This is a genomic window from Lysobacter niastensis (genome assembly GCF_015453285.1).
In the GTDB taxonomy this organism is placed as follows: Bacteria; Pseudomonadota; Gammaproteobacteria; order Xanthomonadales; family Xanthomonadaceae; genus Lysobacter_J; species Lysobacter_J niastensis.
Genome location: NZ_JADLZT010000007.1, coordinates 58047 through 83782 on the forward strand (window position 1 = coordinate 58047; position 25736 = coordinate 83782).

A 25736-nucleotide genomic window follows, 5' to 3' on the forward strand; every position below is an offset into this window, starting at 1 on the left:
TGGGGGTTCCGGGCGCTTCTGTCCCGAGGACGAGGCGTGGCGATTGACGCGGCCATTGTAGGCCAAGCGCCCTGATTCACTGGCGAAGCGGCCTTCTGGGGCTGCCATAGCGTGCAGCTCAAGCAGCGCGGACAACCCCGCTAACCGTCTCATGGCGCCCGCCTGCAGCCAGCGCGCCATCCATTCATCTCCCGCAGCGCCGCCCACTTTCCAGGACTAGCGCAAAACGTGTCGATTCCGTCTGTCCTGTTCCAGCGGGACCTCTCGACTACTGGAACATGATTGGGACGAGATACACATTTACATGTTTCATCATCTTGGCGCCACACGCGTGCTGGTGGTTGACGACGACCCCCTGCACGTCGAACTGATCCGACTGATCCTGAACGAATGCGGCATTACGAACACTTACGGTGCCAAGAACGGAGCGGCAGCCCTGGCGATCCTGGCCAACGGCATCGATCTGCTGATCTGCGACTTGAACATGCCGGAGATGAATGGAATCGAGCTGTTGGCGCGCATCGCCAACCTCCAATGCCCGCCCAAGATCGTACTGGCCAGCGGGGCTGACACCCGGATCCTCGAGTCCGCCAGGCACTTCGCCCAAGCGAGCAGGCTGACGGTCCTGGGAACGCTCGTAAAGCCGCTCAATCTCAATCATCTCGACGATGCGCTGCTGAGGTTTGAAGCAGCGCGTCTGCGCCATGACATTGCAAGCCCTGCCATTTCCCCGACGCGCCTCGCCCACGGCATCCGGGATAACGCCGTCAATCTCGAATACCAGCCCAAGCTGGACCTGGTGTCCGGAAAGGTAGCCGGCGTCGAAGCGCTATTGCGCTGGCGGGACGAACTTGGCCCGGCATCACCGAAGCAGGTACTGGACGCCGCGGAAAGCAGCGATATCGGCGAGAGACTGACGGTTTCCATACTGCAGAAAGCAGTCTCTGACAGAACGCTTCTCGCGGAACAAGGCTTCGACGTCAACATCGCAGTGAACATGTCGCTTCCGGAACTGAGTCGCTGCGGCGCCGTCGAAACCTTGCGCGAGATCGTCGAAGCGCAAGGCTGTTCGCCATCCAACTTCACCGTCGAGGTTACCGAGACCTACCTGGTGGACGACATGTCGAAGGCGCTTGAGGCAATCCTCCGGCTGCGCATGCATGGGTTCCGGATATCGCTGGACGACTATGGCACCGGAACGTCCACGATGCAGATGCTTCATATGATTCCGAGCAGCGAACTCAAGATCGATCGCAGCTTCCTGGAGCTCACTTCACAATCCAAGGCCTGCGTGTTCCTGGCTTCCGCGGCCGCGCTGGGCCTGCGCCTTGGCCAGACCGTAGTCGCCGAGGGCATCGAAACGGAAGCCGAATTGCAGGTGGCCAGGGCCTGTGGCTGTCATCTCGGCCAAGGCTATCTACTGGCCAGACCGATGACGCGCGAGCACCTAGCTACCTGGCTCAGTCACAGGGAGAAAGATCCAGCACTTTGCACGCCGGAACGTGCACGCGATCGATTCCAATGACGTACTACTCAAACTCCGGTGACGCCCTGCTGCATCCGGCAGAGGCTCTCCTCCACGAGATTACCGAACGGATGCCGATCGCGGTGTTCCAGTACGTACGGTCCGAAGACGGCACCAATCGGGTGACCTACGCCAGTCCGAGTGCTTTCAAACTCTTTGGCGTCGACCCGGAGGCCGCCGTCGCGGACATGGGCTCGGTATTCAAGCAGGTCTTGCCGGAATACCTGCCTGGCATGCTGCACTGGCTGGAGGAGCGGTACCGGAACCTGGACAACACTCCCTACGAGTTCCGTTTCAGGAATCCACGGGATGGCCGCATCATGTGGGTCATGTCGCAGTCCAATCCGACGCGACTTCCGGACGGCTCCGTAAAGTGCAACGGCTACTGGGCTGACATCACCCAGCGCAAGGCCCTCGAGGACGAGCTTCTTGCCGCCCAGGAATCGGCGATATCCGCAGCATCCGCAAAGGCGACCTTCCTGGCTCGCATGAGCCACGAGATCCGCACTCCGACCAACGCCATCCTGGGCTTCGCCCACCTCCTTCGGAACGAGGCGCTGAACGAGCGTCAGCAAAGCCTGCTGGACAAGGTGGATAAAGCCGCCGGGTCATTGATCGGTGTCATCAACAACGTCCTCGACTTCTCGAAGATCGACGCCGGCAAGATGGAAGTCGATTGCACCGCCTTCCGGCTGGAAGATCTCATCGAGGGCATCGTCACGGTGAATGAGCAGGGCGCGGCCGACAAAGGGCTGCGCCTGGCACGACACATTGCACCCGATGTTCCCCGTCAGGTATGTGGCGACCCCTTCCGGCTGGGCCAGGTGCTCACCAATCTCGTCAACAACGCGGTCAAGTACTCCGATCGGGGCGAAGTTTCTGTCCTGGTAACGCGAAGCAGACGGAAGGGGCACTACGACATCCAGGTTCGCGACGAAGGGGATGGCATGACCCCTGAGCAGTGCGCGCAACTCTTCCAGCCGTACTCACAGGTGGCCCCCTCGATCTCCCGGCGCCACGGCGGCACAGGACTTGGACTTTCGATATCGAAAGAACTCACCGCGCTGATGGGAGGCACGCTCAGCGTGCGGAGCACACCAGGCGAAGGCAGTACGTTCTCGATTCACTTGCCTCTGGGGACGCACGATGCGCCCAAAGCACCGGAGGCGCCCTCGAATTCGGGGCCGCGCCCGGACTTCTCCGGCAAGACCGTGCTGGTTGCCGACGACAGCGAGTTCAACCGCATCCTGGCCGTGGAACTCCTGGCAGCAGTACACGCGGACGTGCTGCTCGCCACCAATGGCCAGGAGGTCATCGAAACACTGTCGACCCACCCCACGCCTATTCACGCGATCCTGATGGATGTGCAGATGCCCGTGCTCGATGGGTTCGATACAACTCGTCTGTTGCGCTCCGATCCGCGCTTCGCGCATCTACCTGTCATCGCGTTGACCGCCGCGGCTTCGGCCGAGGACCGCGATCAGTGCTTGGCGGCCGGAATCGATGCTCACATCGCCAAGCCAATCGAACCCGAGTGGCTGTACCAGCTGTTGGAACAATGGTTGCGTTAGCCGGCCATGACGACTTCGGAGTGTCCTGTGTGAGGCCAGCACTTCGAATAACTCTTTGGCTCCCCTCAAAGCATCCACCGATGCATGCCTCCAGTTCTTGAAAGCGACCTCCTACGAGATTCCCTGCACCTCGCACGCGCATACCCGCATTCCCGTACACGGGGCGGAGGTTAGAGAGCCGGTTGAGATACACCGCCCAGACCACGCGGATGAATTGCTCACCAACCGCGAAACATGAAGTGCTCGGATCCACCCATACAAACTGAGTTCTGAACAGGAAACACAATGAAGCCTATCTTGTTGGTCATCGCCCTTTCCCTCGCTGGAATCGGGAACACATCCGCGCAGACCCAACCCCAGACGCGCGCCCTGGCTCGGCAACACCAAGGGGCACCAGACGTTTCGCCGAATCAATGGCTGGACGCTGCAGCAAGCGTGCTATCTGCCATGGACAGCAACAAGGCCGGCGACCTCTGGGACGGCGCATCACCGGCGGTCAAGAAAGCCGTCCAGCGCAATGCTTTCGTGACACAGTCCGCCGCCACGCGAAAGTCCCTTGGCGCTGCGGCAAATCGCACCTGGATTGCCGTGCGCCGCATGCAGGTAGCCAGTGGCGGGAATGCTCCCGCGGGTCTGTACACATCCGTGGAGCTCCAGACGACTTTCGCTTCCAACAAGGTAGGCAACGAGTTGATCAGCTTTCGCCTTGACGAGGACGGCACCTGGCGCTTCGCTGGTTATACCGTCCACTAAGTCTGTCAGATGAGCCCCCTGGGCATACCTCGAATCATCACGGCATGCCCAGGGGCAAGGCGTGCCATTCGGGCCAACCCTAGATCAGGTGTCGAGCGAACCGCTGCCCTGGTTGTCTCCGCCACTGAGGTGGCTGAAGAGAAATGCCCGCGCCTTCCTCCAGTCGCGCCGAACAGTACGCTCGGTTACCCCGAGCACCTCAGCGATCTCTACTTCACTGAGTCCGCCAAAGTAGCGAAGCTCTACTACCTGGGCCAAGCGCGCATCCAGCTTGGCCAGGTCATTCAACGCCTGATCCAAAATGAGCAACTGCTCAAGTTGAGAGTATTGAGACGGTTCCCTGACCTCATCCAGCGGCAACACATCGACGCCGCCGCCTTGCTTCTCTGACAACGCGCGCCTCGCCTCATCCAGAAGAACGAAGCGCATGGTTCTGGCGATTAGCGCCACGAGATGAGACCGCCCCTCGACGGTGAACTTTGCCCCGGCCAATCGCAACCAGGTTTCGTTCACCAGCGAAGTTGGCGATCCCTGCCCCCAGCGCTGCTGATGGCGGATCTGCGATCGCGCAATCTGGTGAAGGTCGTTATATAGCAGGGCGTAGATGCGATCCCATGCATCCGCCTGACCACCCTGAGCCTCGAGAATGAGTTCCGTGATGGATTCCAGCGTGCTGTCGCTAACGCCCGACAGCGAGGCAGCAAACGGGGAAGCCGTCGGCGGCATCACTCCCTCCCCGTCTTCGCTTGCGTTGCGAGCCATGTCGCAGGCACACCTAGCATTCGGATTTGCAGTATAGAACTGCAACGCAGGCCGTGCGAGCCCACCTTCCGGGGTGACGGACAAACCAGGCAGATCGGTTCTCGACTGGTGGCCATGGCCGGCCAACCAGTCCATGGCACGTGCGGGGTTACGGGCTGGCTTCCAGCATCCAAACCTGCGCGACCCTTTGCCGCCTGCGATGTACGACAGCCGCATGCTGGTCCGCCCTCTGCATCAAGGCGCGCGCCAACGCCGTGTCCCTCCCGATGACGTCGGCGACATCACTCCAGACGCCAACGGCGTTCCAACGCAGGAATCGGACATAGAGCGCGCGCCAAGAGCCAAATTCCCTGGGGAGTTCACCCCAGAACGCATCCTCTCCGATCACCCAGAGAACACCCTCGACAAACTTCCTGTAGGTCAATTCCCGGTTCTTCGCGCGGACACTCAACTTGTCCGGCAACACACCAACGATGGATTCCCATTGGCGGTCATCGATCCGCCGGAGCTGAGCTGACCCCAACCAGTTCGAAATCACTATCTACCCCCTGCGCGGTTGATCTCTTTGTTGACTCTCGACTTACCGGGAAACCCCTGCTATCGAAGAACGCTGATCGGTCCCAAGATTTCGCGTCATAACTTGTACGTACACAGAAAGCAGGAAGCCGACGCCCCAGACCACGGCTGCGAGTAGCGTGCATCGGCCCAGCACTAGGGCTATCGCGCCTACCGCGCACAGGTAGACCGTCGCTCGGCCAGCAAGACGTCTCGGCATGACACCTCCACCTTTCGACTCGCACCGAACCTGGCACGGGTCGTTGCCTCCAGCCGCGCTGACGTAATGCAACAACTCAGCTGGATCCTCCGATCAGAGCCCCGATCAACAGCAACCTCCCGGAATAAGAAGCGACCGGAGGAAGACCTCCTCCGATCAGTCACTCGGTCGTCATGCAAGCCGCTCATCGGGGGACGGCTGCCTGCACCCCATGGCTGCGACAGGCAACAGCCAATGAACCCGAGGACAGAAACCAAAACCTCATATTCGAACGATGTCGGCGCACGTCTCGCTTCTTCCAAACAGCGCCAATCGCGTGGGTGAATCATGTCTCCAGCCAAGAACCTAGCTGCGCTCAAAAACACGAACACCGTGTTCGTAATTCACGAACCATCTCGCCATCGCAGTGCCCAACCCGATTCGGTTGATCAACGCCGGCGCTGCAAACGATATCCACGGCAGCGCGACTCGGTGCTGTCCAACGGCCGTGCGCGACGCCGCCACATCGGCAACGAACTCCTCGCGCGTCACCGCGCTCTTGGCAATCACGGATGCCCCGTACCACATCGACTCCGCGTGCGCCCGATCCATCGCTGCAGCACGCCACTACATCTTGAACATACGGGCGACTGCCGAGACAGCCGCCCGTCTTCCCACTCACGTCACCACTGGATGCCTGCGCCGACTGAGAAGCCCCAGTCGCGGGTCGTGTTGCCGCTCAGTTGCCCCTTGTAGACCCACTGGCCGTTGTCGGTGATACCGGACAGGCCGACTGCCATGCCGTATTCGCCCTGGTAGCCGCCCATGCCGACGGAGAACATGCTCTTGCCAGGGACGTAGACCTGCGGAAGGCCGGCCATGGCCATCGCCGACGCGGTGGCACCTCTGTATCCGCGATCCATCGTCCACATGTCGTTCTGCAACTGCTGAACACGACCGTCTGTGTAGCGGGTGGCTTGGCTGAGCGTGCTGCTCAGGCCTGCCTGCAACTGGCCAACATTGACTGCATCCGTGCTGGCTGTGCCGGCGGCCACGTTATGAATGGTGGTACCTCCAGCGGCTCCGCCCTTCAACGTCAGACTGTAGTAGTTGACGGTTCCATCCGGGTTCTTGTCGTACTGCGCACCGCCCGAGTAGCCCTTCAGCTGGGCAACATTGACCGCGTCGGTGTCGTTGACGCCAGCCGCGACGTTGCTGACGGTGCGCTCACTACCGACTGCACCCACCGAGACGGTGTTGCTTGCGCTGGCCACCGAACCGGCACCGATTGCGACACTGTTGCTACCGCTTGCGGTTGCGCCGGTACCCAGCGCCGTACTACCCGCTGCCGATGCGGTGCTCTGGTTGCCCAGCGCGGTCGCGTTTGCAGCAGAGGCGTTCGCACCGGCACCGCCCGCGATCGAGTTGGCGCCGGTCGGCGTCGGCGACCCAGTGCTGCCCTGGCTGACTTGGAACATGCCCACAGTTCCGTTCTGCAACTCGGCCAGGTCGCCTTCGACCGTGGTCACACGATTGTCCAGGTTCGTAACCGAGCTGCTGAGGTTGGCAACATCGCCCTCCACGCTCGTCACGCGGTTGTCCAGGCTGGTGATGCTGGTGTTGACGATGGAGATCTGGGTGTCGGTGTAGCTCTTGGCGGTGGAAATGGCCTGGTTGACGCCGGCGTTCAGCTGGCTGACGTTCACGGCGTCGGTGGCGGCAGAACCTGCGGCAACACCGGTAATCTGGCGGCCACCTACGTTCATCTCGCCCGTGGAGTTGCTGCTACCGACGTATGCCGCGTTGTAGCCGGTTTGAGCACCTACGGTCGTGGCCGAACCCGCACCCAGCGCCACGCTGTTGTCGTGATTTGCCGTCGCGCCGTTGCCCATCGCCATCGAGTTGGCATTGTTGGCCGCGGCGCTTGGACCGATGGCCACACTGTCGGCACCTGCAGCCGTACCGTCCGCACCCATGGAGTTGGTATGGAAGTACTTGATGCCCGAACCGTTGGTGATGTTGGTCAGCGTGGTGTTGATGGTGGTGATGTCGGCGGTGTTCTGGTCCACCTTCTGGTTGGTGGCGAACAGCTGGCTGCCGTTGACGGCATCGGTGCTGGTCGCGCTGACACGGCCAGCCGCGACGTTGGTGAGCGTGCGCTCAGCACCAGCCGTACCCACGCTGACCGTGCCCACCGGAGCACCGCCAGCATAGGTGTAGGCGGTACCGCCAACCGTGCCGTCGGTGGTCGCCACCACCGGAGCGGTGGCGCTGCCCGCGCCCAGGGCCACGCTGCCGGCATCGTTAGCAACAGCGCCGTTGCCGATGGCGATGGCATTGGTGGCCGTGGCGCCCGTCACCGCGCTCGGGCCGATGGCCACGCTGTCGCTGCCATTCGCCGAGCTGTCCCCACCGATGGAGTTGGCATGGAAGTACTTGATGCCCGTGCCATTGCTGACGATGTTGGTGATGTCGGTGGTGTTCTGATCGACCTTCTGGTTGGTGGCGAACAGCTGGCTGCCGTTGACTGCGTCAGTGCTGTTCGCATCTACACGGCCTGCGGCCACGTTCTGGATCTGGCGCTCGGCGCCGGCGGCACCGACGCTGACCACGCCACCGGCCATCGGGGCGCCACCTGCGTAGGTGTAGGTCGTACCACCCACGACGCCACTGGTCGTCGGCGTCGCGGCGGACACATTGGAACCGTCGCCCAGTACCACCGCACCATCCAGGCCCGCCGCCACGCTCACGTTGTTGCCGAGCACGAACGCTTTCTGGGCGTTGATGGTGTTGTTATTGCCGATGGCATAGGCGTCGTCGGCGTTGATGTAGCTGGGATCGCCGATTGCGCCGGAATTGTTGCCGCTGACCACGTTACCGGTGCCGATGCTGATCGACGAAGCGCCGACTGCCTTCGCACCATTGCCGATGGCGATGGCATCCGTCGCCGCAGCACCCGTCTCTGCATCCGGCCCGATGGCAAGACTGTTGTCACCTCCGGCCTTGCTATCTCCGCCGGTGGCGGAGTTGGTGTGGAAGTATTTGATGCCGTGGCCGCTATTCACGACCCAACCCAGTTGATCCTCAGTCGCCGCTTGGCCGCTGGCGAAGTTGGTCGGGTCGAACGTGGTGTTGCTCAAGCCATTGATCGTGTTGCTGGTGCCACTGACCACGATTGTGCCGGTGCTCAGACCGGTCAGGCCCAGGCTGGTGATGGCGCTGCCGTCGGTGATGGACATGCCGGCCGCACTGGTCGTGGCGGTCATCGTGCCGTTGGTCACCGACGTGCCGCTGGCGGTGTAGCTGCTGACACTTCCCGCACCGTCATCGATGGCCAGGCCGTTGGTGTCCAGCACGCTGTTGCCGGCCGTCACGCTGGCGACCTCGATGTCGTCGGCCAGCTCGAATGTCAGGCCGCTGGCGCCGTCGTTGGTCACCTCCACATCGCCGTCGCCGTTGGTTAGCGTGACCGTGCTGCCCAGCGCCACCGTGTTACTGGTGGTGCCGTCACTGATGACCCAGCCGGTGCTGGACAGCGTGTCGCTTACCGCCTGTAGCTGGCTGACGTTGACCGCGTCGGCGGCGTTGGCACCGGCCGCCACGTTGGTGATGCGACGCTCGGCACCGGCGTTGCCGATGCTGACCTCGCCCACCGGGGCCGTACCGGCCAGGGTGCCGGTGCCCGGGTTGTATGCCGCTGCACCCAGCGTGCTGCCATCGGCCAACGAGTCGCGGCCGATCGCCACGCTCTGGTCGTGGCTGGCGGTGGCGTTGTAGCCAACTGCCGTGGCGCCGCCCACCGTCGCGTGTGCATCGTCTTCGGTCAGGCCGGTGTCGTTGGTGCGGGCGTAACGGGTACCCTTGCCGTTGTTGGTGATGTAGGTGGTGCTGGTGTCGCCGGCCACGGCGAACAGCTGCGAGCCGTTGACCGCGTCGGTCGAGGTCGCATTGACCGCACCCGCCGCGACGTTTGTTATCACCAGGTTGCCGGCATTGATGCCCGCTGTGGTTACGCTCGGGCCGTTGGCGATAGTCATCCCGGTCGAGCCGTACACCGCGCTATCGGCGCCGTCGTCGACCGTCAGGCCGCTGGTGTCCAGCTTGCTGTTGCCCGCTGTCACGCTGGCGACTTCGACATCGTCGGCCAGATTGAACGTCAGGTTGCTGTTGCCATCGTTGGTGACCTCGATGTCACCGTCGGTGCTGGTCAGCGCGACCGTGCCGCCCAGCGCCACCGTGTTGCTGGTGGTGCCATCGCTGACGGTCCATCCGGTGCTCGACAGCGTGTCGCTGACCGACTTCAGCTGGTCTTCCGTCGCCGCCTGGCCGCTGGTGATCGCGGCCGGGTCGAACGTCGTGTTGCTCAAGCCGGTGATGGTGCCGGCATTGCCGGTGTTGACCACGACACTGCCGAACTGCGGTGCGTCGGCCATTTGCAGGTTAATGGCACCGGTGACCGGATCGGTGACGGTCTTCAGGTTGTTGCCGCTGTAGGTGCCGCCGGTGCTCGCACCACCGGCTATCGTCAGGGCCTGGCCCAGGTCGCGGTGCACCACGCCGGCCGTCACATCGTTGCCGGCAAAGTCCAGGCCCGTCGACGTTGCGCTGGTCACGGCGTTTTTCAGGTCGCCGGCATTGACGGCGTTATTGGCGTTGAGCGGGTCGGTGATGTCACCGGCACTCGCCAGGTTGGTGATCTGCAGGCCACCGGCATCGATGCCGGCGGTGGTCATGCTCGGGCCGCCGGTAATGGTCAGGCCGGTGGTGTCCAGCTTGCTGTTGCCTGCCGTCACGCTGGCGACCTCGATGTCGTCAGCCAGCTCGAACTTCAGGTCGCTGGCGCCGTCGTTGGTCACCACCACATCGCCGTCACCGCTGGTCAGTGTCACCGTACTGCCCAGCGCCACCGTGTTGCTGGTGGTGCCATCGCTGACGGTCCATCCGGTGCTCGACAGCGTGTCGCTGATCGACTTCAGCTGGTCTTCCGTCGCCGCCTGGCCGCTCGTGATCGCGGCCGGGTCGAACGTCGTGTTGCTCAGACCGTTGATGGTGTTGGTCGCGCCGCTTACCACGATGGCGCCGGTGCTCAGGCCGGTCAGGCCCAGGCTGGTGGTGGCGCTTCCATCGCTGATGGTCACGCCGGTCGCCGTGGTGGCGGTGGTGGTCGTGCCGTCATCCACGGTCAGGCCGGTTAGGCCCAACACGCTCTGGCCCACCGTCACGCTGTTGACGATCGCCACGTCGTTGGCCAAGTCGAAAGTCAGGTTGCTGGTGCCGTCGTTGGTCACCACCACGTTGTCGTCGTTGCTGGTCATCGTGACGGTGTCGCCCAGCGCCACCGTGTTGCTGTTGATGCCGTCGCTGACGGTCCAGCCGGTGCTGGACAGCGTGTCGCTGACCGACTTCAGCTGGTCTTCGGTCGCCGCCTGGCCGCTGGTGATCGCCGCCGGATCGAATGTCGTGTTGCTCAAGCCGTTGATCGTTCCGGCATTGCCGGAATTGACCACGACGCTGCCGAACTGCGGTGCATCGGCCATCTGCAGGTTGATCGCCCCGGTGGTCGGGTCGGTGACGGTCTTCAGGTTGTTGCCACTGTACGTACCCGCGGTGGTTGCGCTGCCGGCGATCATCAGGGCTTCGCCCAAGTCGCGGTGCACCACGCCCGCCGTCGCGTCGTTGCCGGCGAAGTCCAGTCCGGCCGATGTTGCGCTGCCCACGGCACTGTTCAGGTCCCCGGCATTGACCGCATTGTTCGCATTGAGCGGATCAGTGATGTCCCCGGCGCTGGCCAGCTTGGTGATCTGCAGGCCATTGGCATCGATGCCCGCGGTGGTCACGCTCGGGCCACCGGTGATGACCAGACCGGTGTTGTCCAGCTTGCTGGCGCCGGCCGTCACGCTGGCGACGTCGATATCGTCGGCAAGGTCGAAAGTCAGGCCGCTGGTGCCGTCGTTGGTCACCTCGACGTTGCCATCGGTGTTAGTCATCGTGACCGTGTCACCCAGCGCCACCGTGTTGCTGGTGGTGCCATCGCTGACGGTCCAGCCGGTGCTGCTCAGCGTGTCGCTGACCGACTTGAGCTGGTCTTCCGTCGCCGCCTGGCCGCTCGTGATCGCGGCCGGGTCGAACGCGGTGTTGCTCAGGCCTGTGATGGTGTTGCTGACGCCGCTGATCACGACGTTCCCAGTGGTCAGGCCAGTCGCGCTGATTGCGGTGGTGGTGGTGCCGTCGGTGACCGTCAGGCCACTGGTACTGAGGATCGTGTTTCCGGCCGTCACGCTGTTGACGGCGATGTCGTCGGCCAGGTCGAACGTCACATCGTCGGCGGTCGCGGTCTTGCCCACCACGATGTTGCCGTCGGTGTTGCCCAGGTCTACCGTCTCGCCCGGCGCCACGTTGGTGGCATTAGCGCCTTGGGCGCTGATGTCCCAACCCGAACCTGCTCCGGCCAACGCACTGCCGATATCAGTGTAGGTCGCACCACCGACCACGTAGCTCGGTGCACTGATCGTCCCGTCCGGGTTGACGACGCTGCCGCCGCCCAAGTTGGTCGCCACACTCTGCGATACGCCAAACAGCTGCGAGCCGTTGACCGCGTCGGCCGAGGTCGCGTTGACCGCAGCCGCCGCAACGTTGGTCAGTTTGGTACCACCCGCACCGGCCAGCGTCGCTTGTGTGTAGTCCACCTCGCCCGGGTCGACGAGGCCGTCAGCATTCGCATCGGTCCAGTTGTACTTCACAGCACGGTCGCTGGCTCCGTTGGCGGTATTTGCCACCACGGCCAGTTGGTCTTCCGTCGCCGCCTGGCCGCTGGTGATCGCCGCCGGGTCGAACGTGGTGTTGCTCAGGCCGTTGATGGTGTTGTTGCTGCCGCTGACCAAAACCGTACCAGTGCTCAGGCCGGTGGCGCCCAAGGTCGTGGTGGCGGCGCCGTCGGTGATGGTCACGCCAGTCGCTGTGGTGGCGGTGGTGGTCGTGCCGTTGCTGACCGTCAGGCCGTTGTTGTCCAAAGAGCTGTTGCCCGCCGTGATGCTGTCGACGTCCAGATCGCGGTTCAACGTCACATTCACCTGGCCGGCGTCGTCCGTGCCGGCCTGCTCCACTGTGATGTTGGCGTCACCGTCGAACGTCACCGTCCCGTTCGGGCCGATGTTCGCCGCCGTGGTGCCGTCGGTGACGTTCCAGCCGGCGCCGGCCGTGGTGCTGACCGCCTTCAACTGCGCGAGGTTGACCGCATCGGTGTCCTGCGTGCCCGCGGCAACGCTGGTGATCTGGCGAGTGATGCCGACATCAGCGCGACCGACGCTCACAGCCCCGGCCGTGCTCAGCCAAGCCGGGCTCGCATCCGTCGAAGCAGCGCCCGTCAGCGGGTCATAGCCCGCAACACCGGCAGCGGTCGATGCCACCGATTGGCTGCCAAGCGCGACGCCGTCATCGGCTGTGGCATTGGCATGATCGCCGATTGCGACCGCGTTGAGGCCGGAGGCCTTGGCGTAGGAGCCCTGCGCGATCGCCGAGTCGGCAGTGGCCGACGTAGCGTAACCCTGCGCGATCGATGCGAAGCTGGACGCCTCGGCATCGACACCGGCAGCCACGCTGTAGATGCCCGTGGCGCCATCGTTGGCATAGTTGCCGCCAGCCATGCCGCCGTCATTGACGTTGTAGTAATGCGTGCTGCTCGCTTCCAGCTGCGCCACGTTGACCGCGTCGGTCGCCGCCGTGCCGGCTGTCACGTTGGCGATGACCGTGTTGGCGGCGTCGATGCCGGCTGTGGTCACGCTGGGGCCGCCGGTGATGACCAGCCCGCTGGTGTCGAGCTTGCTGTTGCCTGCGGTGACGCTGGTGACGTTGATGTCGTCGGACAGTTCAAAGAACATGCCCTGTGGGGGGTTGTTGACGATCTGCAGGTTGCCGTCAGTGTTTTGGAAGGCCACCGTGTCGCCCAGCATCACCGTGGTGGTGTTGCTGTTATCGCTGATCTTCCATCCGGTGCTCGCCAAGGATTGCAACTGCCCGACGTTGACCGCGTCAGTGATTTGCGAGCCCGCGGCTACACCGGTGATCTGGCGGGTGGCGTTGGTGCCGCCAACACTCACCGCGCCGTGGGTGCTCGTCCAGGAGGCATCCCCGAAGTTAATGCTGGAAGTTCTGGTGGCCGGGTCGTACCCGGGGATGCCGGCCGCCGTCGATGCCTCCGAGTCGCTGCCGATGGCCACACCGCCGGTTGCGGTCACGCTAGCGTTGTTGCCGAGCGCGAAGCCATTCGATGCCGTGATGGAGCTGTTGTTGCCGACGATGCGACTACCGGTGACACCAGCCGTGGACAGGTTGTTGTTGTTGCCGAAGATGCCGGACTCGTCGGCGGCGACCGTGCCGTTGTTGTTGCCGATCGTGTAGGTGCCGCCGCCGGTGATGATGGTCGGGTCGCCGATGGCGCCGGAATTGTTGCCGGAAACGGTGTTGCCAGTGCCGATGCTGATGGACTGTGTGCCGGTGGCCGTGGCGCCATTGCCGATCGCAAGTGCGTTGGCCTTGCTGGCCGCGGCCGACGTGCCGATGCTGATGGTGTCGCTCGCCGTGATGCCGTTGCCCGCGTTCAGGCCAATGGCCACGTTGTTGGCGCCGGTGACAGTCCGGCCAGACTGAAAGCCGACGGATGTGTTGTAACTGCCCACGCTGTTCTGGCCGGCGTAGGCGCCCACTCCGGTGGTGCCGGTGCCCTGCGTCCTGAAATTGGCTGCCTGGCCGACGGAGACGTTTGCGTCGCCCATCATCTGGGCGCCTGCATTCTGCGAACCGATGGCGGTATTCATCCCACCCGCAGTGGACTGACCGGCGCTTGAGCCGACCGAGACGCTCGCGAAGCCGTCGGTGGCGAACTGGCCCGCCCCACTACCCACGGATACCGCGTAGGTGTTCACTGTGGTGGCGCTGGAACCGATGGCGGTGCTGAGCATGCCCCCCGCGCTGGCCCCATCACCCATGGCCGCGCTGTTGGTTGCCGCAGCGGCGACGTTGGCTCCACGGCCGATGGCGATGCCGGAAGTAGCCGTGGCGTTGACCGAGGACTGACCGCCGAGGGCGATGGAGTTGGTAGCCGCCGCGCTGGCGCCAGCCGCAAGGTTGCCGCCGATGGCGATCGAACCCGTGCCGCTCGCACTGCTGTCTGCGCCGGTCGAATTGGCATGGAAGTACTTGATGCCCCCGCCACCCGTCACCACTGACTGCAACTGCGCAACGTTGACGGCATCGGTGGCGGCCGTACCCGCTGCCACGCCGGTGATCTGGCGGGTGGCCGTGGTGCCGTTGCCGACGCTGACCGCCGCGAGCGTGCTCTTCCAGGTGGCGGAAGTGTTGGTGCTGGCCAACTGCGTGACCGGGTCGTAACCCGCCACACCAGCCGCGGTCGAGGCCACCGAATTGCTGCCGATCGCCACGCCGCCGGCCGTCGTCACGCTGGCGCTGTTGCCGAGCACGAAGGCATCGGAAACGGCGATGCTGCTGTTGTTGCCTACGATGCGGCTGCCGGTGACGCCAGCCGTCGACATGGTGTTGTTGTTGCCAAAGATGCCGGACTCGTCGGCGGCGACCGTGCCGTTGTTGTTGCCCACCGTGTAGGTGCCCGAACCGGTGATGGTGGTGGGGTCGCCGATGGCGCCCGAGTTGTTGCCGGACACGGTGTTGCCCGTGCCGATGCTGATGGACTGTGCACCCGTGGCCTTGGCGCCCTTGCCGATCGCCACGCCGCTGGCCGCTGCCTGGGCGCTATCGCCTTGCGCGATGCCAAACCCTCCCGTGACGGACGCGCCGCGACCAACGGCGATACCGGATGCGCTTGTCCCGCTGACGCTCGACTCGCCGCCGATGGCGATGGCATCGGTCGCCGATGCGGTGGCGCCGCCGAGGGCATTGGCGCCCAGCGCCGTGGCTCCGGCGCCGGCAGCCGTCGTCGACTTACCGATGGCGACGGCGTTTGCGGCACCCGACTGGGCGCCGTCACCCGCGGCGATGCCGAGGGACGCCGACGCCGTCAGGTTGGCGCCGCGGCCGATGGCGATACCGGAGGTCGCGCCGCTAATGACCTTCGATTGGCCGCCGATGGCGATGGCGTCGGTGGCCGCCGCGCTGGCGCCCGTACCGTTGGAGCCGAGCGCCACGGCGCCCGTGGCGGATGCTGCCGCGCTGGTGCCCAATGCAATCGTATTGGTATTTGAAGCGCCAGCGCCGTTGCCCAATGAGACCGCGTTCGTCCCGCCTGCGCTCGCCAGCCTGCCGATTGCGGTGGCTGCGCTGCCGTTCGTGACGGCGCCCTCGCCCACGGCGATGCCGAAGGTCGCCGCCGCCGCATTCACCCTGGCGTTGTGACCGACGGCGATGCCGGAGGTGGCCGCCGCGTTGACCACGGATTGGCCGCCGATGGCGACGCTATCGGTCGCCCCCGCGTTGGCGCCGGCCGTCGCGTTGGAGCCCATCGCCATGGCACCCGCGCCGGATGCCGAAGTGTTGGCGCCCAACGCGAGCGCATTGGTGCTGGACGCTGCGGCACTGGTGCCCAACGCGACCGTGCCCGTGCTGGATGCCGCCGCGCTTACACCTAATGCCACGGCATTCGTGCTGGATGCCGATGCCGACTTGCCGATGCCGATGCCCGAATCGCCGCTGACCGTGGCGCCGTCACCCTGTGCGATGCCGTACAGCGCGGCCGCGCTCAGATTGGCGCCGCGGCCGATGGCGATGCCCGATGTGGCCGCCGAGTTCACAGACGATTGGCCGCCGATGGCGATGGCGTTGACTGCCGAGGCGGCGGCACCGGCCCCGGTGGCCGGGCCGGCATCGTAGTTGGAACCCACCGCCACGGCACCGGTAGCGCCAGCCGAGGCCTTGCTGCCGACGGCAGTCGCACTGATGCCGGACGAGAGGGCCTGGCTGCCCATCGCGATGGAATCGATGCCGGTTGCTTTGGTCGCCACCGTGTCGCCGCCGATTGCGAGCGAACGGGCTCCCGTACCGGTGGCAGCCACCGTCGCAGTACTGCCGATCCGCATGGAGCTGGCGCCCCCGCCGGGGTTGGTCGTGCCCCCACCCAGCGCCAGGCTGCCGGTGTTGACAGACAGCCTGCCACCAAGGCTGAGGTTGTTGGCGTCGCCACTGGTGCCGTTGTTATAGAACAGCGCAGTGCTGTTCTGCGTGTCGCTGCTGTTACATCGGGTATCGCCTGATCCGGTGGAGCCTGTCGTAGTGCTACTGGAGTCGTAGTTGACGTAACCGCACGGGCCGCCGGTCGCGGTGTTGTTGATGAAGATGGCGGCAGCCATCGCAGGTTGCGGAACTCCTAGTGCTGCGGGCAAGGCCGTCAAAGCCAGCATCAACGTCGCCAGCCGCGGAACTGCACGACCCATGCCGCCATCCGCCACCACGCCTACGGTGTCACTGCTCGCCAGTTCCGAAGCCACGACCAGCTGGCCCAGTTCCTTGTTCCACACCTTGCTGTAGATCTTGTTCATGGCTGTCCTTATGAAATCCGGCGAAGCAGTGAAAGCGACGAGGGACTCAACGAGAGCCGCGCGCCGCAAGTGAACCCAAAGTAGAAGGTGGGCTTTTGGTGGTGTTTCGTTGCTTGGCGCCATGACAGGACACACCTGACATCGATGTGATCTCGCATCGCGAAGGAATCACGCGTTCAAGCGATTCGCCCTGCAGATGAATGCGGCAACCGTGCCGCGCGTAACACATCGCGTCCTGTATCGGACTCGCAATGCGAAAGGGAAAGGGTCGAAACCGACTTCAGGGCGGGCATATGCCCGATGGCGGCGTTCGATGACGGATCGATTCCCTGCGCAAGGACGTGGCGATGTCAGACTTCAAGGCGCGCGCTATGAAACTGTTCGACGACTTCGTCGACATGCCGAAATCCAGGCAACTGCGATCGCTGGCGCGACTGAGACGAGACGACGCCGACCTTCACGACGCGCTAGACGCGTTGCTGAAGGCCGACGCGCAAGAGCATCCTCTGGACTCGCTTCCATTCGAGCGGATGCTCGGTGCAACCGACGGCCGCGGAGGACAGGACACGCAGGCCAGGGTGGGAACCGTGCTGGGTCCTTGGCGTCTGGAGCGCGTGATCGGCAACGGCAGAACCGGCACGGTGTACGAGGCGTACCGCGCCGACGGCCACTACGAGCAGCGTGTCGCACTCAAGTGCGTCCGCACGGAACTGTTGTCGTCGACGATGATCCAGTCGCTCCTCAATGAGCGAAAACACCTAGCTCAGCTTCACCATCCACACATCGCGCCCCTCCTGGACGGCGGAACGGAACCCAACGGACACCCATGGTTCGCGATGCGCTATGTGGATGGCGAAAGCATCGACTGCTGGTGCAAGCGGCGCCGGGCGTCGGTTCGCTTGCGCGTGGAGCTGCTGATCCAGACCTGCGATGCACTGGCGCATGCCCACAGCCGTTGCGTGTTGCATCAGGACATCAAGTCGTCGAACGTTCTGGTCACCGAGGATGGCCGAGTTCACCTCGTCAGTTTTGGCTTGTCGGCAGATTTGTCGATCGAGTCCGAGCCAGCGCAGCACGCCATTACCAACGGTCATGCGGCTCCTGGCGCTGCCCGAGGCAAGGCTTCGGACGCGACAAGCGACATGCACGCACTTGGCGTCCTGATGTACCGCCTGCTGTGCGCGAGCTGGCCCGTCCCGCCTCGACCCACGGGGGCATGCTTGCCATGGCTGCTGGAATCGCCACAACGGATGGACACCCTGCTTTGCGCTGCGCCGAGGTGGGTCGCCTGGCAGCGCGGGCACGCGGATGTCGCCGCGTTGGCGACAGAGCTGGCCGGCGACTTGAGCAGCATCGCGTACCAATGCATACACCCCGAGGCGGCACTGCGCTACCACAGCATGGGCGAGCTTCGTGACGACCTCCAGCGCTGGCTCGACCACCGCCCCGTCAAGGCGCACAGCGCAGGCATTGGCTATCGGCTCCGCAAGCTGCTGCGACGCAACCGGCTGACGCTGTCGTTTGGCGCCACGACTGCGGCATGGGCCTGCGTCGCTACCGTGGCGCTGATCTGGCACGGGCGCCAGCCGAGGGACAACGTGGAGGTTTCGCGAGCGGCCAGCTTGCTGTCGTACGGAATACAAGGCTCGGCCCCCGCGCCTTCGAAACACGTGAACGAACGGCTCGCCGGTCGCCAAAGCCCCCCGGCGAAAAACCATCCGGAAACGGTGCGTGCGTGGCTGACCCGTGGCGAGGCGCAGCTTCGCACTGGCCAGCTACGCATGGCCGCCCGGTCGCTCGAACAATGCCGCCGGGTCGTGCTCGAACGCCTGGGCAGCCAGCATGTCGAATACGCGCGATGGCTGCTGCTGCAATCGCGCCTGGAGGCAGTAACCGGAGCGGAGGACCGCGCCGTCGCCGATGCCCGGCAGGCATTGGCGATATTCCTGCAGAACAACGAACCGGCCCATGCGGCGAAGGCAGAGCTGGCCGAGCGCCTGATGGACCTTCATCGCACGCCGGATGCGGACACCATTACGGAAGCCATCGTCCTGTGGAGGGATGCCATCGACATCTCCGGCCCGTGGCACTTGCCCAGACCCGAATACAAGCTCGGACTGGCCCAGGCGCTGTGGCGGCGCAACGCAGGGCGCGGCGACGATCGTACGGAGGCCGTCGCTGCCATCGACGACGCGGTGGCCGATTACCTCGCGTTCCATGGCCTGGACCACTTGCAGACGCAAATGGCGCTGCAATGGCAGATGCTCATCCACGACGCAGTGACGCCCACCGGGGAAAGACTGCTGGTGGCGCTGGCTTGAATTTCACCTTCGCGAGGCGTACATCGAGCGTCAGGAACACCTGCCAAGGGAAGGCGCTTTCCCTTCGCTCGCGTGCCGATGAAGCGCGCCGCGCGGACTGCCATGTCAGATCCTAAGCTGCGGGCGCTGGCCCTGTTCGATCGCTACGTCGGGCTTTCGCGATCCCGGCAACGCCAGGCGCTGGAAAAGCTGCGCGAATCCGATCTTGCGACCTATCACGCGCTGGCATCACTGCTGGATGCCGATCGCATGCAGCAGGGGCTGCTGGACACGACCGCTGCCGCGCTGCTGAAGCCACCCCGCGAATCCGCCGACGCCCGCGTCGGGCATCGGCTGGGTGCGTGGGTGATCGCGCGCCTGATCAGCAGCGGCGGCATGGGCACGGTGTACGAAGCACATCGCGCCGATGGTCAGTACCAGCAGCGCGTGGCACTGAAGTGCATCAGACGCGAGTTGGACTCGCCCACGCTCGCGGCGGCATTCGTCAGGGAGCGCAGTGCGCTGGCCCAATTGGAGCATCCGAACATCGCAAGCCTGCTGGACGGAGGCGTGGAAGCCGATGGCCGCCCCTGGTTCGCGATGCGCTATGTGGAAGGCGTCAGCATCGATCAGTTCTGCGACGATGCCGCGCTCGACATCCACGCACGCATCGCGTTGCTGCTGCAGGCCTGCAACGCGCTGGCTTACGCGCACCGCAACGGTGTGCTGCACCACGACATCAAACCTTCCAACCTGCTGGTTACTCCTGAAGGCCAGGTGCAGTTGCTGGACTTCGGGCTGTGCAGCGCCATGTCCGCTTCCGCACCGGAGCCTGCACCCGAAGCCGGATCCGGCGGGGCCTTGCTGGCGGCCTCCCCCGGCTATACGGCACCGGAACGCCTGACAGGCAAACTGGCTTCCGTCTCCGGCGATGTGTATTCGCTCGGCGTGGTGATGTACCAGTCGCTGTGCGGCGACTGGCCATTGCCATCGACGTTCCCCTCGGCGGCACCCGCGCAGCCTCGCCCCATGGATGAACTCGCCGCGCACGCGACGGTGCGTACCGCGCAAACGCGCGGCCTCCGCAATGCCCGTGCCCTTGCACGATCGCTTGCCGGCGACCTGACCGCCATCGCCCTGCGCTGCGTCGACAACGATCCACGGCAACGCTATCCCGACATGCAGGCGTTCGGGGATGATCTTCGCCGCTGGCAGCGAGGCTATCCCGTGTCGGCGCGGCGCGGCGGTCGCGTCTATCGGCTTGCGCGTTTCCTGTCGCGAAACCGGCTTCCCAGCGCACTGGCCGGTGGCGTCGTGCTGGTGCTGGTGTCGAGCCTGGCGTTCATCGGCTGGCAATGGCGGCAGGCCGCGCGCGAAGCCGAGGCGACGCGCACGGTCGGCCGGATGTTCGAATCAACCTTGGGCGCGGCCACCCTGTCAGGCCTCAGCGAGGCTCCCATTTCCAGCCAGGTGCTGCTGCAGAAAACCGAGCGCCAGCTTCGCGAGCAACGGGCACTCGAAGACCACCCAGTGCTACTGGCACGCAGCCTGGCCACGCTCGCCCGAAGTCATGCCATGAGCGGCGACTACCCACAGGCCATGCGACTTGCGCGGGAAGCCAGCGCACTGGCAGGCGACGATCCGGTGCTGCGCGCCGAGACCGAAGCCACCCTGGCGTCGTTGCTCAATCTGCAAACCTCCTATCGCGAGGCCTTTCGGATCGCATCGGCTGGGCTGACTGCTTTGCAACGGGCTCGTGGCGCCACAGCGGATGAGGCCGGGCTGGCCCGGATCCATCTGCAAGCGGAGCAGGCACGCGCGCAATGGGGCCTTTCGAACTACGGCGACGCGATGGTCCTGCTGGACACGGCGATGGCTGCCGCCAAGCGGCGCGGTCCGGAATCGTCGGAATCGCTTGCCGAACTGCTCATCCTGCGCGGGCAATGGCGTGTCCTCCCTTGGACGCCGGAGTACCGCCTTGAACCGGCGATCAACGACCTGCAGGAGGCGATCTCCCTCACCGAAACCAGCAACCCGTTGCTGGCCGATTCCGCACGCCTGCCGTTGGTGCGTGCGTTCAATGAGATGGACCGGATCGAGGAAGGCCGGAGCCACGCGGTGCTGCTGGTGGAGAACCGGCGACACCGCCTGGGCGATCACCATCCGGAAACGGGAAAAGCCTGGGTGGCCCTGGCCGAGAACCAGTGGTGGCTCGGTCAGTTCGCCGATGCGGAGAAATCGCTGCGTCGTGGCGAAGCGATCCTCGAGAGCGTTTTCCCGCCACTCCATCCGGAACGGATCGAGGTACTGAAGATCCGAGGCCGGATGGACATGACCGTGCGCTGGGTAGGCGCGACCCGGCACGACGCATCGACCGTCATTTCACTGGATGCGGTGCGCAAGATGGTGGCTGCATTCGACAAGAGCGAGGGCCCCGAATCCAACCTGGCGATCAACGGACGATATTGGGTCGCCTTGTTGCTGACCTATCCGCTTCCACGTGAGCAGCGTTGGCAAGTGGCGCATGACCAGCTCGAGGAAGCGCGGGCGCTTTACGAGCTGAACCTCGGCATCATGCGGCGCAAGCAGGCTCCCGCGATGCTGCAGAAGGTGCACTACGCGCGAGCACTGGCCAGGATGACGCAGCTGACCGGCTATGCAGATGACATTCGCCTCGCCCAGCAGGTGCTCAAGGAGGCGATCCCCGAGACGATCCGCTACCTGGGACCGGAACATCGCCTGCTGATCCATGCCCGCCAGACCCAGGCAATGCTGCTGTATCAGTCAGGCCAGTTCGATGAAGCCGACCGCCTGCTGGACGGTGTGATCCGTGACGCCAGGGCCGCCGTCCCACGCCCGACCGCCAATGGCGTGCTGATCGAAGCGCAGGAGTTGCGGGGGCTCGTCGCCGCGCGTCGCAACCAGCACGAACTCGCGCGTGAATACTGGCAGCAGGCATTGCGCGACGCCGACCAGATGGGCCTGACCGGCCATCCCGTCGTCCTGGCGCTCGCGACAACGCTGTCGCAGTACGACCGCACCCAGCGGGTTCCCGACATCCGCTTCTGACGTTCGCCATACGGACAGCGGGAATGCAGGCTTAGGCCTCGGGTTCCCAGACCATGTAGACGTCGGCACGTGCGTAATGCGAGCCGGGGCGCGGCGCCGGATGGTGGCGGAATCCAACGCTCTCATACAGGGCCAGCGCCGGCCCGAGCTTGCTGCTCGATTCCAGGAACAACTCCCGGCCGTTACGCGCACGGAACGCCTGCAGCGCGCCCAGCATCAGCAATCGCCCGATGCCGGCGCCACGCACCGCGGGGTCGACCGCCATCTTGGTCAGTTCGAACACGCCATCGCCTTCGTGCTTGAGCGCGACGGTGCCGACGGCGCGGCCCTGCCCGTCGATGGCGAACAGCACGTGACCGCCCCCCGAAAGGATGTGGGACTCCGGGTCGCCCAGCACCTCGCGGTCGATGGGCTCGACGATGAACCACCGTTCCAGCCACTCCAGGTTCAGGCGAGCGAAGTCTCCGCGCCATTGCGGCGCGTAATCGACGATGCGGGTGTCGGCGTGCGGTTGGTCCATGCGCAGATGGTAAGCGCAAGGCTTCGCTGCGTGGAACAAGGTTTGTGCCAGCGCGCCGGCCGATGTATCGGCTTTGTAACGCGCGAATTTGGCCCCGTGTAGGAAATGTCAACGTTCTATGTGAGTGAAGCACACGCAGGAACCCGGTGACTTCCCCCGGCGACAGGAACGACGATGAAACGTACCTACCTCGTGTCCGCGCGGTCCGGCGTCGCGGTGGGCGCCTTGGCGGCGGCGATCGGCTCGCTGGTCTGGGCCGCGACCTCGCTCAACCCTTCCGAACCGGACAGCACTGCAACCGCAGCCGCCGAAAAGGCTCCTGACGCCGACACCTGGGCCGAGCAGAAGCGCGACTCCATCCGGCAGAACGAAGGCGATACCAGCTTCTACTACGCGATGACGACGCCCTCGCGCGGCAAGGTTGCACGCGGCGACACCGATGCCGTCGCGCGCTTCGCGTTGAGCCAGCCCATCGGGGCGTTGACGGCCCTTCCCGCGACGGGCGACCCCGTGCGCGGAACGTTCTCGCCGGTGATCCCCTGGCCGCTGGTGGGCATCCATTCGGTGCTGACGGCCGACGGCCGCGTGCTGAGCTACGGCACCAAGACCAACGGCATCCAGACCGGGTACTACGTCTACGACCTGTGGGATCCGCAACTGGGAATGGGCCTTGATGCGCATACCACGCTGCCCAACACCACCGCCGTCGACCTGTTCTGCAACGCGCAGCAGCTGCTCCCAAGCGGCGACATCGAGATGTGGGGCGGCGACGTGCTGCGCGTACCCCAGGATTTCGCCAGCAACCTGCCTACCGACGATACCAACCTGTTCCGCGGTGCCGACGACGGCCTCGTGCGCACCGGCAAGATGTTCCGAAAGCGCTGGTACGCCAGCGCCATCACGCTCCCCAATGGCAACGTTTTCATCCAGGGCGGCGATGGCGGCAAGGACCGACCGGAAGTCCGTACCAGCACCGGCACCTTCCGCCTGCTGAGCGGCGCGGACACCAACTACCTGGCGGCCTATTACCCGCGCAACTTCGTCGCGCCGGACGGCAAGGTCTTCGGCATCGCCTACTCGCAGATGTTCAGGATCGACGCGAGCGGCACTGGCACGCTGACACGTGTCGGCAAGTTCACCAGCACCAATATCGGCGGCAGCTCTTCCGCGGTGATGTTCCGTCCGGGCCGCATCCTGCAGGTCGGCGGCGGAATCGACGACACCCTGGCCAGCCGAGCCTCCAGCATCATCGACATCAACGGTGCCAGCCCGGTGATCACTGCGTTGCCGCAAGTGACTTACCGGCGTCACTGGCCTAACGTCACCGTCCTCGCCGACGGCCGCGTGTTCCTGTCCGGTGGCAGCACCATCAACAACAATCCCGCCAACGGCGTGGCGTACACCACCGAGATATTCAACCCGGCCACCAACACCTGGTCGCTGGGCGCCACCGCGCAGCAGATGCGCCTGTACCACTCCACATCCCTGCTGTTGCCCGATGCGACGGTGCTCACGCTGGGCGGCGGCTCACTCGGCGGCGGCAATCCCGGCCCGCAACTGAACCTCAATGGCGAGATCTATTACCCGCCCTATCTGTTCAATGCCAACGGCACGCCGGCCGCGCGACCGATCATCAGCACGGCGCCGATGTCGGTGCAGCCGGCGACGAAGTTCCGCATCGGCACGCCGAGTCCATCCGCGATTTCCCGCGTGACAATCGTGAGGTCAGGCTCGGTCACGCATTCCTTCGACATGGGCCAGCGCTTCCTGCAGCTGCCCTTCACCGTCGTCGGCAGCGAGATCGAAGCCACCTTGCCCACGAACACCTTCGAAACACCACCGGGCTTCTACCTGGTATTCGTGATCAACAGCCAGGGCGTGCCTTCCGAGGCTGCGATGATGCGGATCAATGTCGCCGGCCAGACGCCGCCCCCTCCGGCAAACGCCACGTTGACCGTCCGCAAAGTGGTCGTCAATGACAATGGCGGCACCGGTACGGCTCCGAACTTCAGCTTCTCGGTCAACAACGGCACGCCGGTCGCCTTCGAGGCGGATGGCAGCAACGCGCTGACCGTGCCTGCCGGAACCTACAACGTCACCGAACCGGCCGCATCCGGTTATGCGACCACGTACTCGGGATGCAGCAACGTCGTGCTGGCCGCCGGCGGAAATGCGACGTGCACGATCACCAACAACGACATCGCCACGTCGGCGTCGCTGACCGTGCGCAAGATCGTGGTGAATGACAACGGCGGCGCGAAGGTTGCCTCCGACTTCAGCTTCTCGGTCAACGGCGCCGCCGCGGCGCCATTCGAAGCGGATGGCAGCAACACGTTGACCGTTGCGGCGGGCACCTACAACGTGACCGAACCCGCATCGAGCGGCTACGCGGCGAGCTTCTCCGGCTGCAGCGGCATCGTGCTGGCGGCCGGCGGAAGCGCGACGTGCACCATCACCAACAACGACATCGCCAGCGGAACGACCAACCTCATCGCCAACGGCGACTTCGAGGTCAACAGCCTGGCGCCCGGCACCGCGGCACTGGTGGCCAACGTGCTCGGTTGGACCAACTCCGCGGGCCCGGTCAAGCTGTGGAAGGGACGCAACGGCCTGGTCGCGGGTTCGGGCCAGTCGAACATGGAGATCGATGCGGTCATCACCGTGCCCAACTCGGTCTACCAGGACATCGCCACGGTCGCTGGCGCCACCTACGACCTGTCGTTCCTGCAGTCACCGCGCCCGGGCTTCGGCTTCAAGTCCAACCGCTTCGAGGTCTGGTGGAACGGCACCCTGTTGGCCACGTTCGCGCGCGACGGGCTGGTTCTGACCAATGCAGACTGGCAACGGGCGAGCTATGTGGTCACGGGTACCGGCAATGATCGCTTGTCGTTCCGCGAAGTGGACGTCGATGTCGGTGGTGGACTGGTGGACGACGTGCGCCTGACTGCACGTTGAGCCGGGAATGCGGAGGCGCACGA

11 protein-coding genes are annotated in these 25736 nt (G+C 64.7%); 6 read left to right on the plus strand and 5 right to left on the minus strand.

Features of this window, described 5'->3' with window-relative positions:
• Positions 1-304: 304 nt before the first annotated feature.
• The 3 genes from IU514_RS13245 (at position 305) to IU514_RS13255 (ending at position 3849) form a co-directional block, all read left to right on the plus strand.
• Complete coding sequence (locus tag IU514_RS13245; RefSeq protein WP_194931606.1) at positions 305-1525, plus strand: EAL domain-containing response regulator; 1221 nt, start codon at positions 305-307, stop codon at positions 1523-1525.
• Positions 1522-3096 carry a PAS domain-containing hybrid sensor histidine kinase/response regulator gene (locus IU514_RS13250; RefSeq protein ID WP_194931607.1) on the plus strand — a complete coding sequence of 525 codons (1575 nt, stop codon included), beginning with the start codon at positions 1522-1524 and terminating at the stop codon, positions 3094-3096. Before IU514_RS13245 ends, IU514_RS13250 begins: the two co-directional genes overlap by 4 nt.
• Before the next feature lie 285 nt (positions 3097-3381).
• Positions 3382-3849: a DUF4019 domain-containing protein gene (locus tag IU514_RS13255; protein WP_228760722.1), complete on the plus strand. Its 468-nt coding sequence runs from the start codon at positions 3382-3384 to the stop codon at positions 3847-3849.
• 84 nt (positions 3850-3933) lie between these two features.
• Here IU514_RS13255 and IU514_RS13260 read toward each other — a convergent pair whose 3' ends face one another.
• The 4 genes from IU514_RS13260 to IU514_RS13275 form a co-directional block, all read right to left on the minus strand.
• Positions 3934-4611, minus strand: a complete 678-nt coding sequence (locus IU514_RS13260; protein WP_194931609.1) for an ECF-type sigma factor — start codon at positions 4609-4611, stop codon at positions 3934-3936.
• Positions 4612-4759: 148 nt separating this feature from the next.
• Positions 4760-5149, minus strand: a complete 390-nt coding sequence (locus IU514_RS13265) for a transposase (protein ID WP_194931610.1) — start codon at positions 5147-5149, stop codon at positions 4760-4762.
• 582 nt (positions 5150-5731) lie between these two features.
• The gene (locus IU514_RS13270) at positions 5732-5935 is read right to left on the minus strand and encodes a hypothetical protein (protein WP_194931611.1); all 204 of its coding nucleotides are present in this window, start codon (positions 5933-5935) and stop codon (positions 5732-5734) included.
• Between the two features lie 113 nt (positions 5936-6048).
• Entirely contained in the window at positions 6049-16869 is a 10821-nt protein-coding gene (locus IU514_RS13275; protein ID WP_194931612.1) for an ESPR-type extended signal peptide-containing protein, read from the minus strand.
• 371 nt (positions 16870-17240) lie between these two features.
• Here IU514_RS13275 and IU514_RS13280 point away from each other — a divergent pair, with 371 nt between their 5' ends.
• Both IU514_RS13280 and IU514_RS13285 read left to right on the plus strand, forming a co-directional pair.
• Positions 17241-19190, plus strand: coding sequence for a serine/threonine protein kinase (locus IU514_RS13280; RefSeq protein ID WP_194931613.1), 1950 nt, complete (start codon positions 17241-17243; stop codon positions 19188-19190).
• A gap of 102 nt (positions 19191-19292) precedes the next feature.
• Entirely contained in the window at positions 19293-22238 is a 2946-nt protein-coding gene (locus tag IU514_RS13285) for a serine/threonine-protein kinase (RefSeq protein WP_194931614.1), read from the plus strand.
• Positions 22239-22269: 31 nt separating this feature from the next.
• On the opposite strand, the gene IU514_RS13290 is transcribed toward IU514_RS13285, so the two are convergent.
• Entirely contained in the window at positions 22270-22758 is a 489-nt protein-coding gene (locus IU514_RS13290; protein WP_194931615.1) for a GNAT family N-acetyltransferase, read from the minus strand.
• 174 nt (positions 22759-22932) lie between these two features.
• On the opposite strand from IU514_RS13290, the gene IU514_RS13295 reads away from it, so the two are divergent.
• The gene (locus IU514_RS13295; RefSeq protein WP_194931616.1) at positions 22933-25713 is read left to right on the plus strand and encodes a galactose oxidase-like domain-containing protein; all 2781 of its coding nucleotides are present in this window, start codon (positions 22933-22935) and stop codon (positions 25711-25713) included.
• Positions 25714-25736 lie beyond the last annotated feature (23 nt).

What these genes read in the sequence shown, in the direction of transcription:
- IU514_RS13295 (WP_194931616.1), top strand. Translation starts at nt 22,933, where the DNA reads ATGAAACGTACCTACCTCGTGTCCGCGCGGTCCGGCGTCGCGGTGGGC.
- IU514_RS13250 (WP_194931607.1), top strand. Translation starts at nt 1,522, where the DNA reads ATGACGTACTACTCAAACTCCGGTGACGCCCTGCTGCATCCGGCAGAG.
- IU514_RS13255 (WP_228760722.1), top strand. Translation starts at nt 3,382, where the DNA reads ATGAAGCCTATCTTGTTGGTCATCGCCCTTTCCCTCGCTGGAATCGGG.
- IU514_RS13280 (WP_194931613.1), top strand. Translation starts at nt 17,241, where the DNA reads ATGAAACTGTTCGACGACTTCGTCGACATGCCGAAATCCAGGCAACTG.
- IU514_RS13245 (WP_194931606.1), top strand. Translation starts at nt 305, where the DNA reads ATGTTTCATCATCTTGGCGCCACACGCGTGCTGGTGGTTGACGACGAC.
- IU514_RS13290 (WP_194931615.1), bottom strand. Translation starts at nt 22,758, where the DNA reads ATGGACCAACCGCACGCCGACACCCGCATCGTCGATTACGCGCCGCAA.
- IU514_RS13275 (WP_194931612.1), bottom strand. Translation starts at nt 16,869, where the DNA reads ATGAACAAGATCTACAGCAAGGTGTGGAACAAGGAACTGGGCCAGCTG.
- IU514_RS13285 (WP_194931614.1), top strand. Translation starts at nt 19,293, where the DNA reads ATGTCAGATCCTAAGCTGCGGGCGCTGGCCCTGTTCGATCGCTACGTC.
- IU514_RS13260 (WP_194931609.1), bottom strand. Translation starts at nt 4,611, where the DNA reads ATGGCTCGCAACGCAAGCGAAGACGGGGAGGGAGTGATGCCGCCGACG.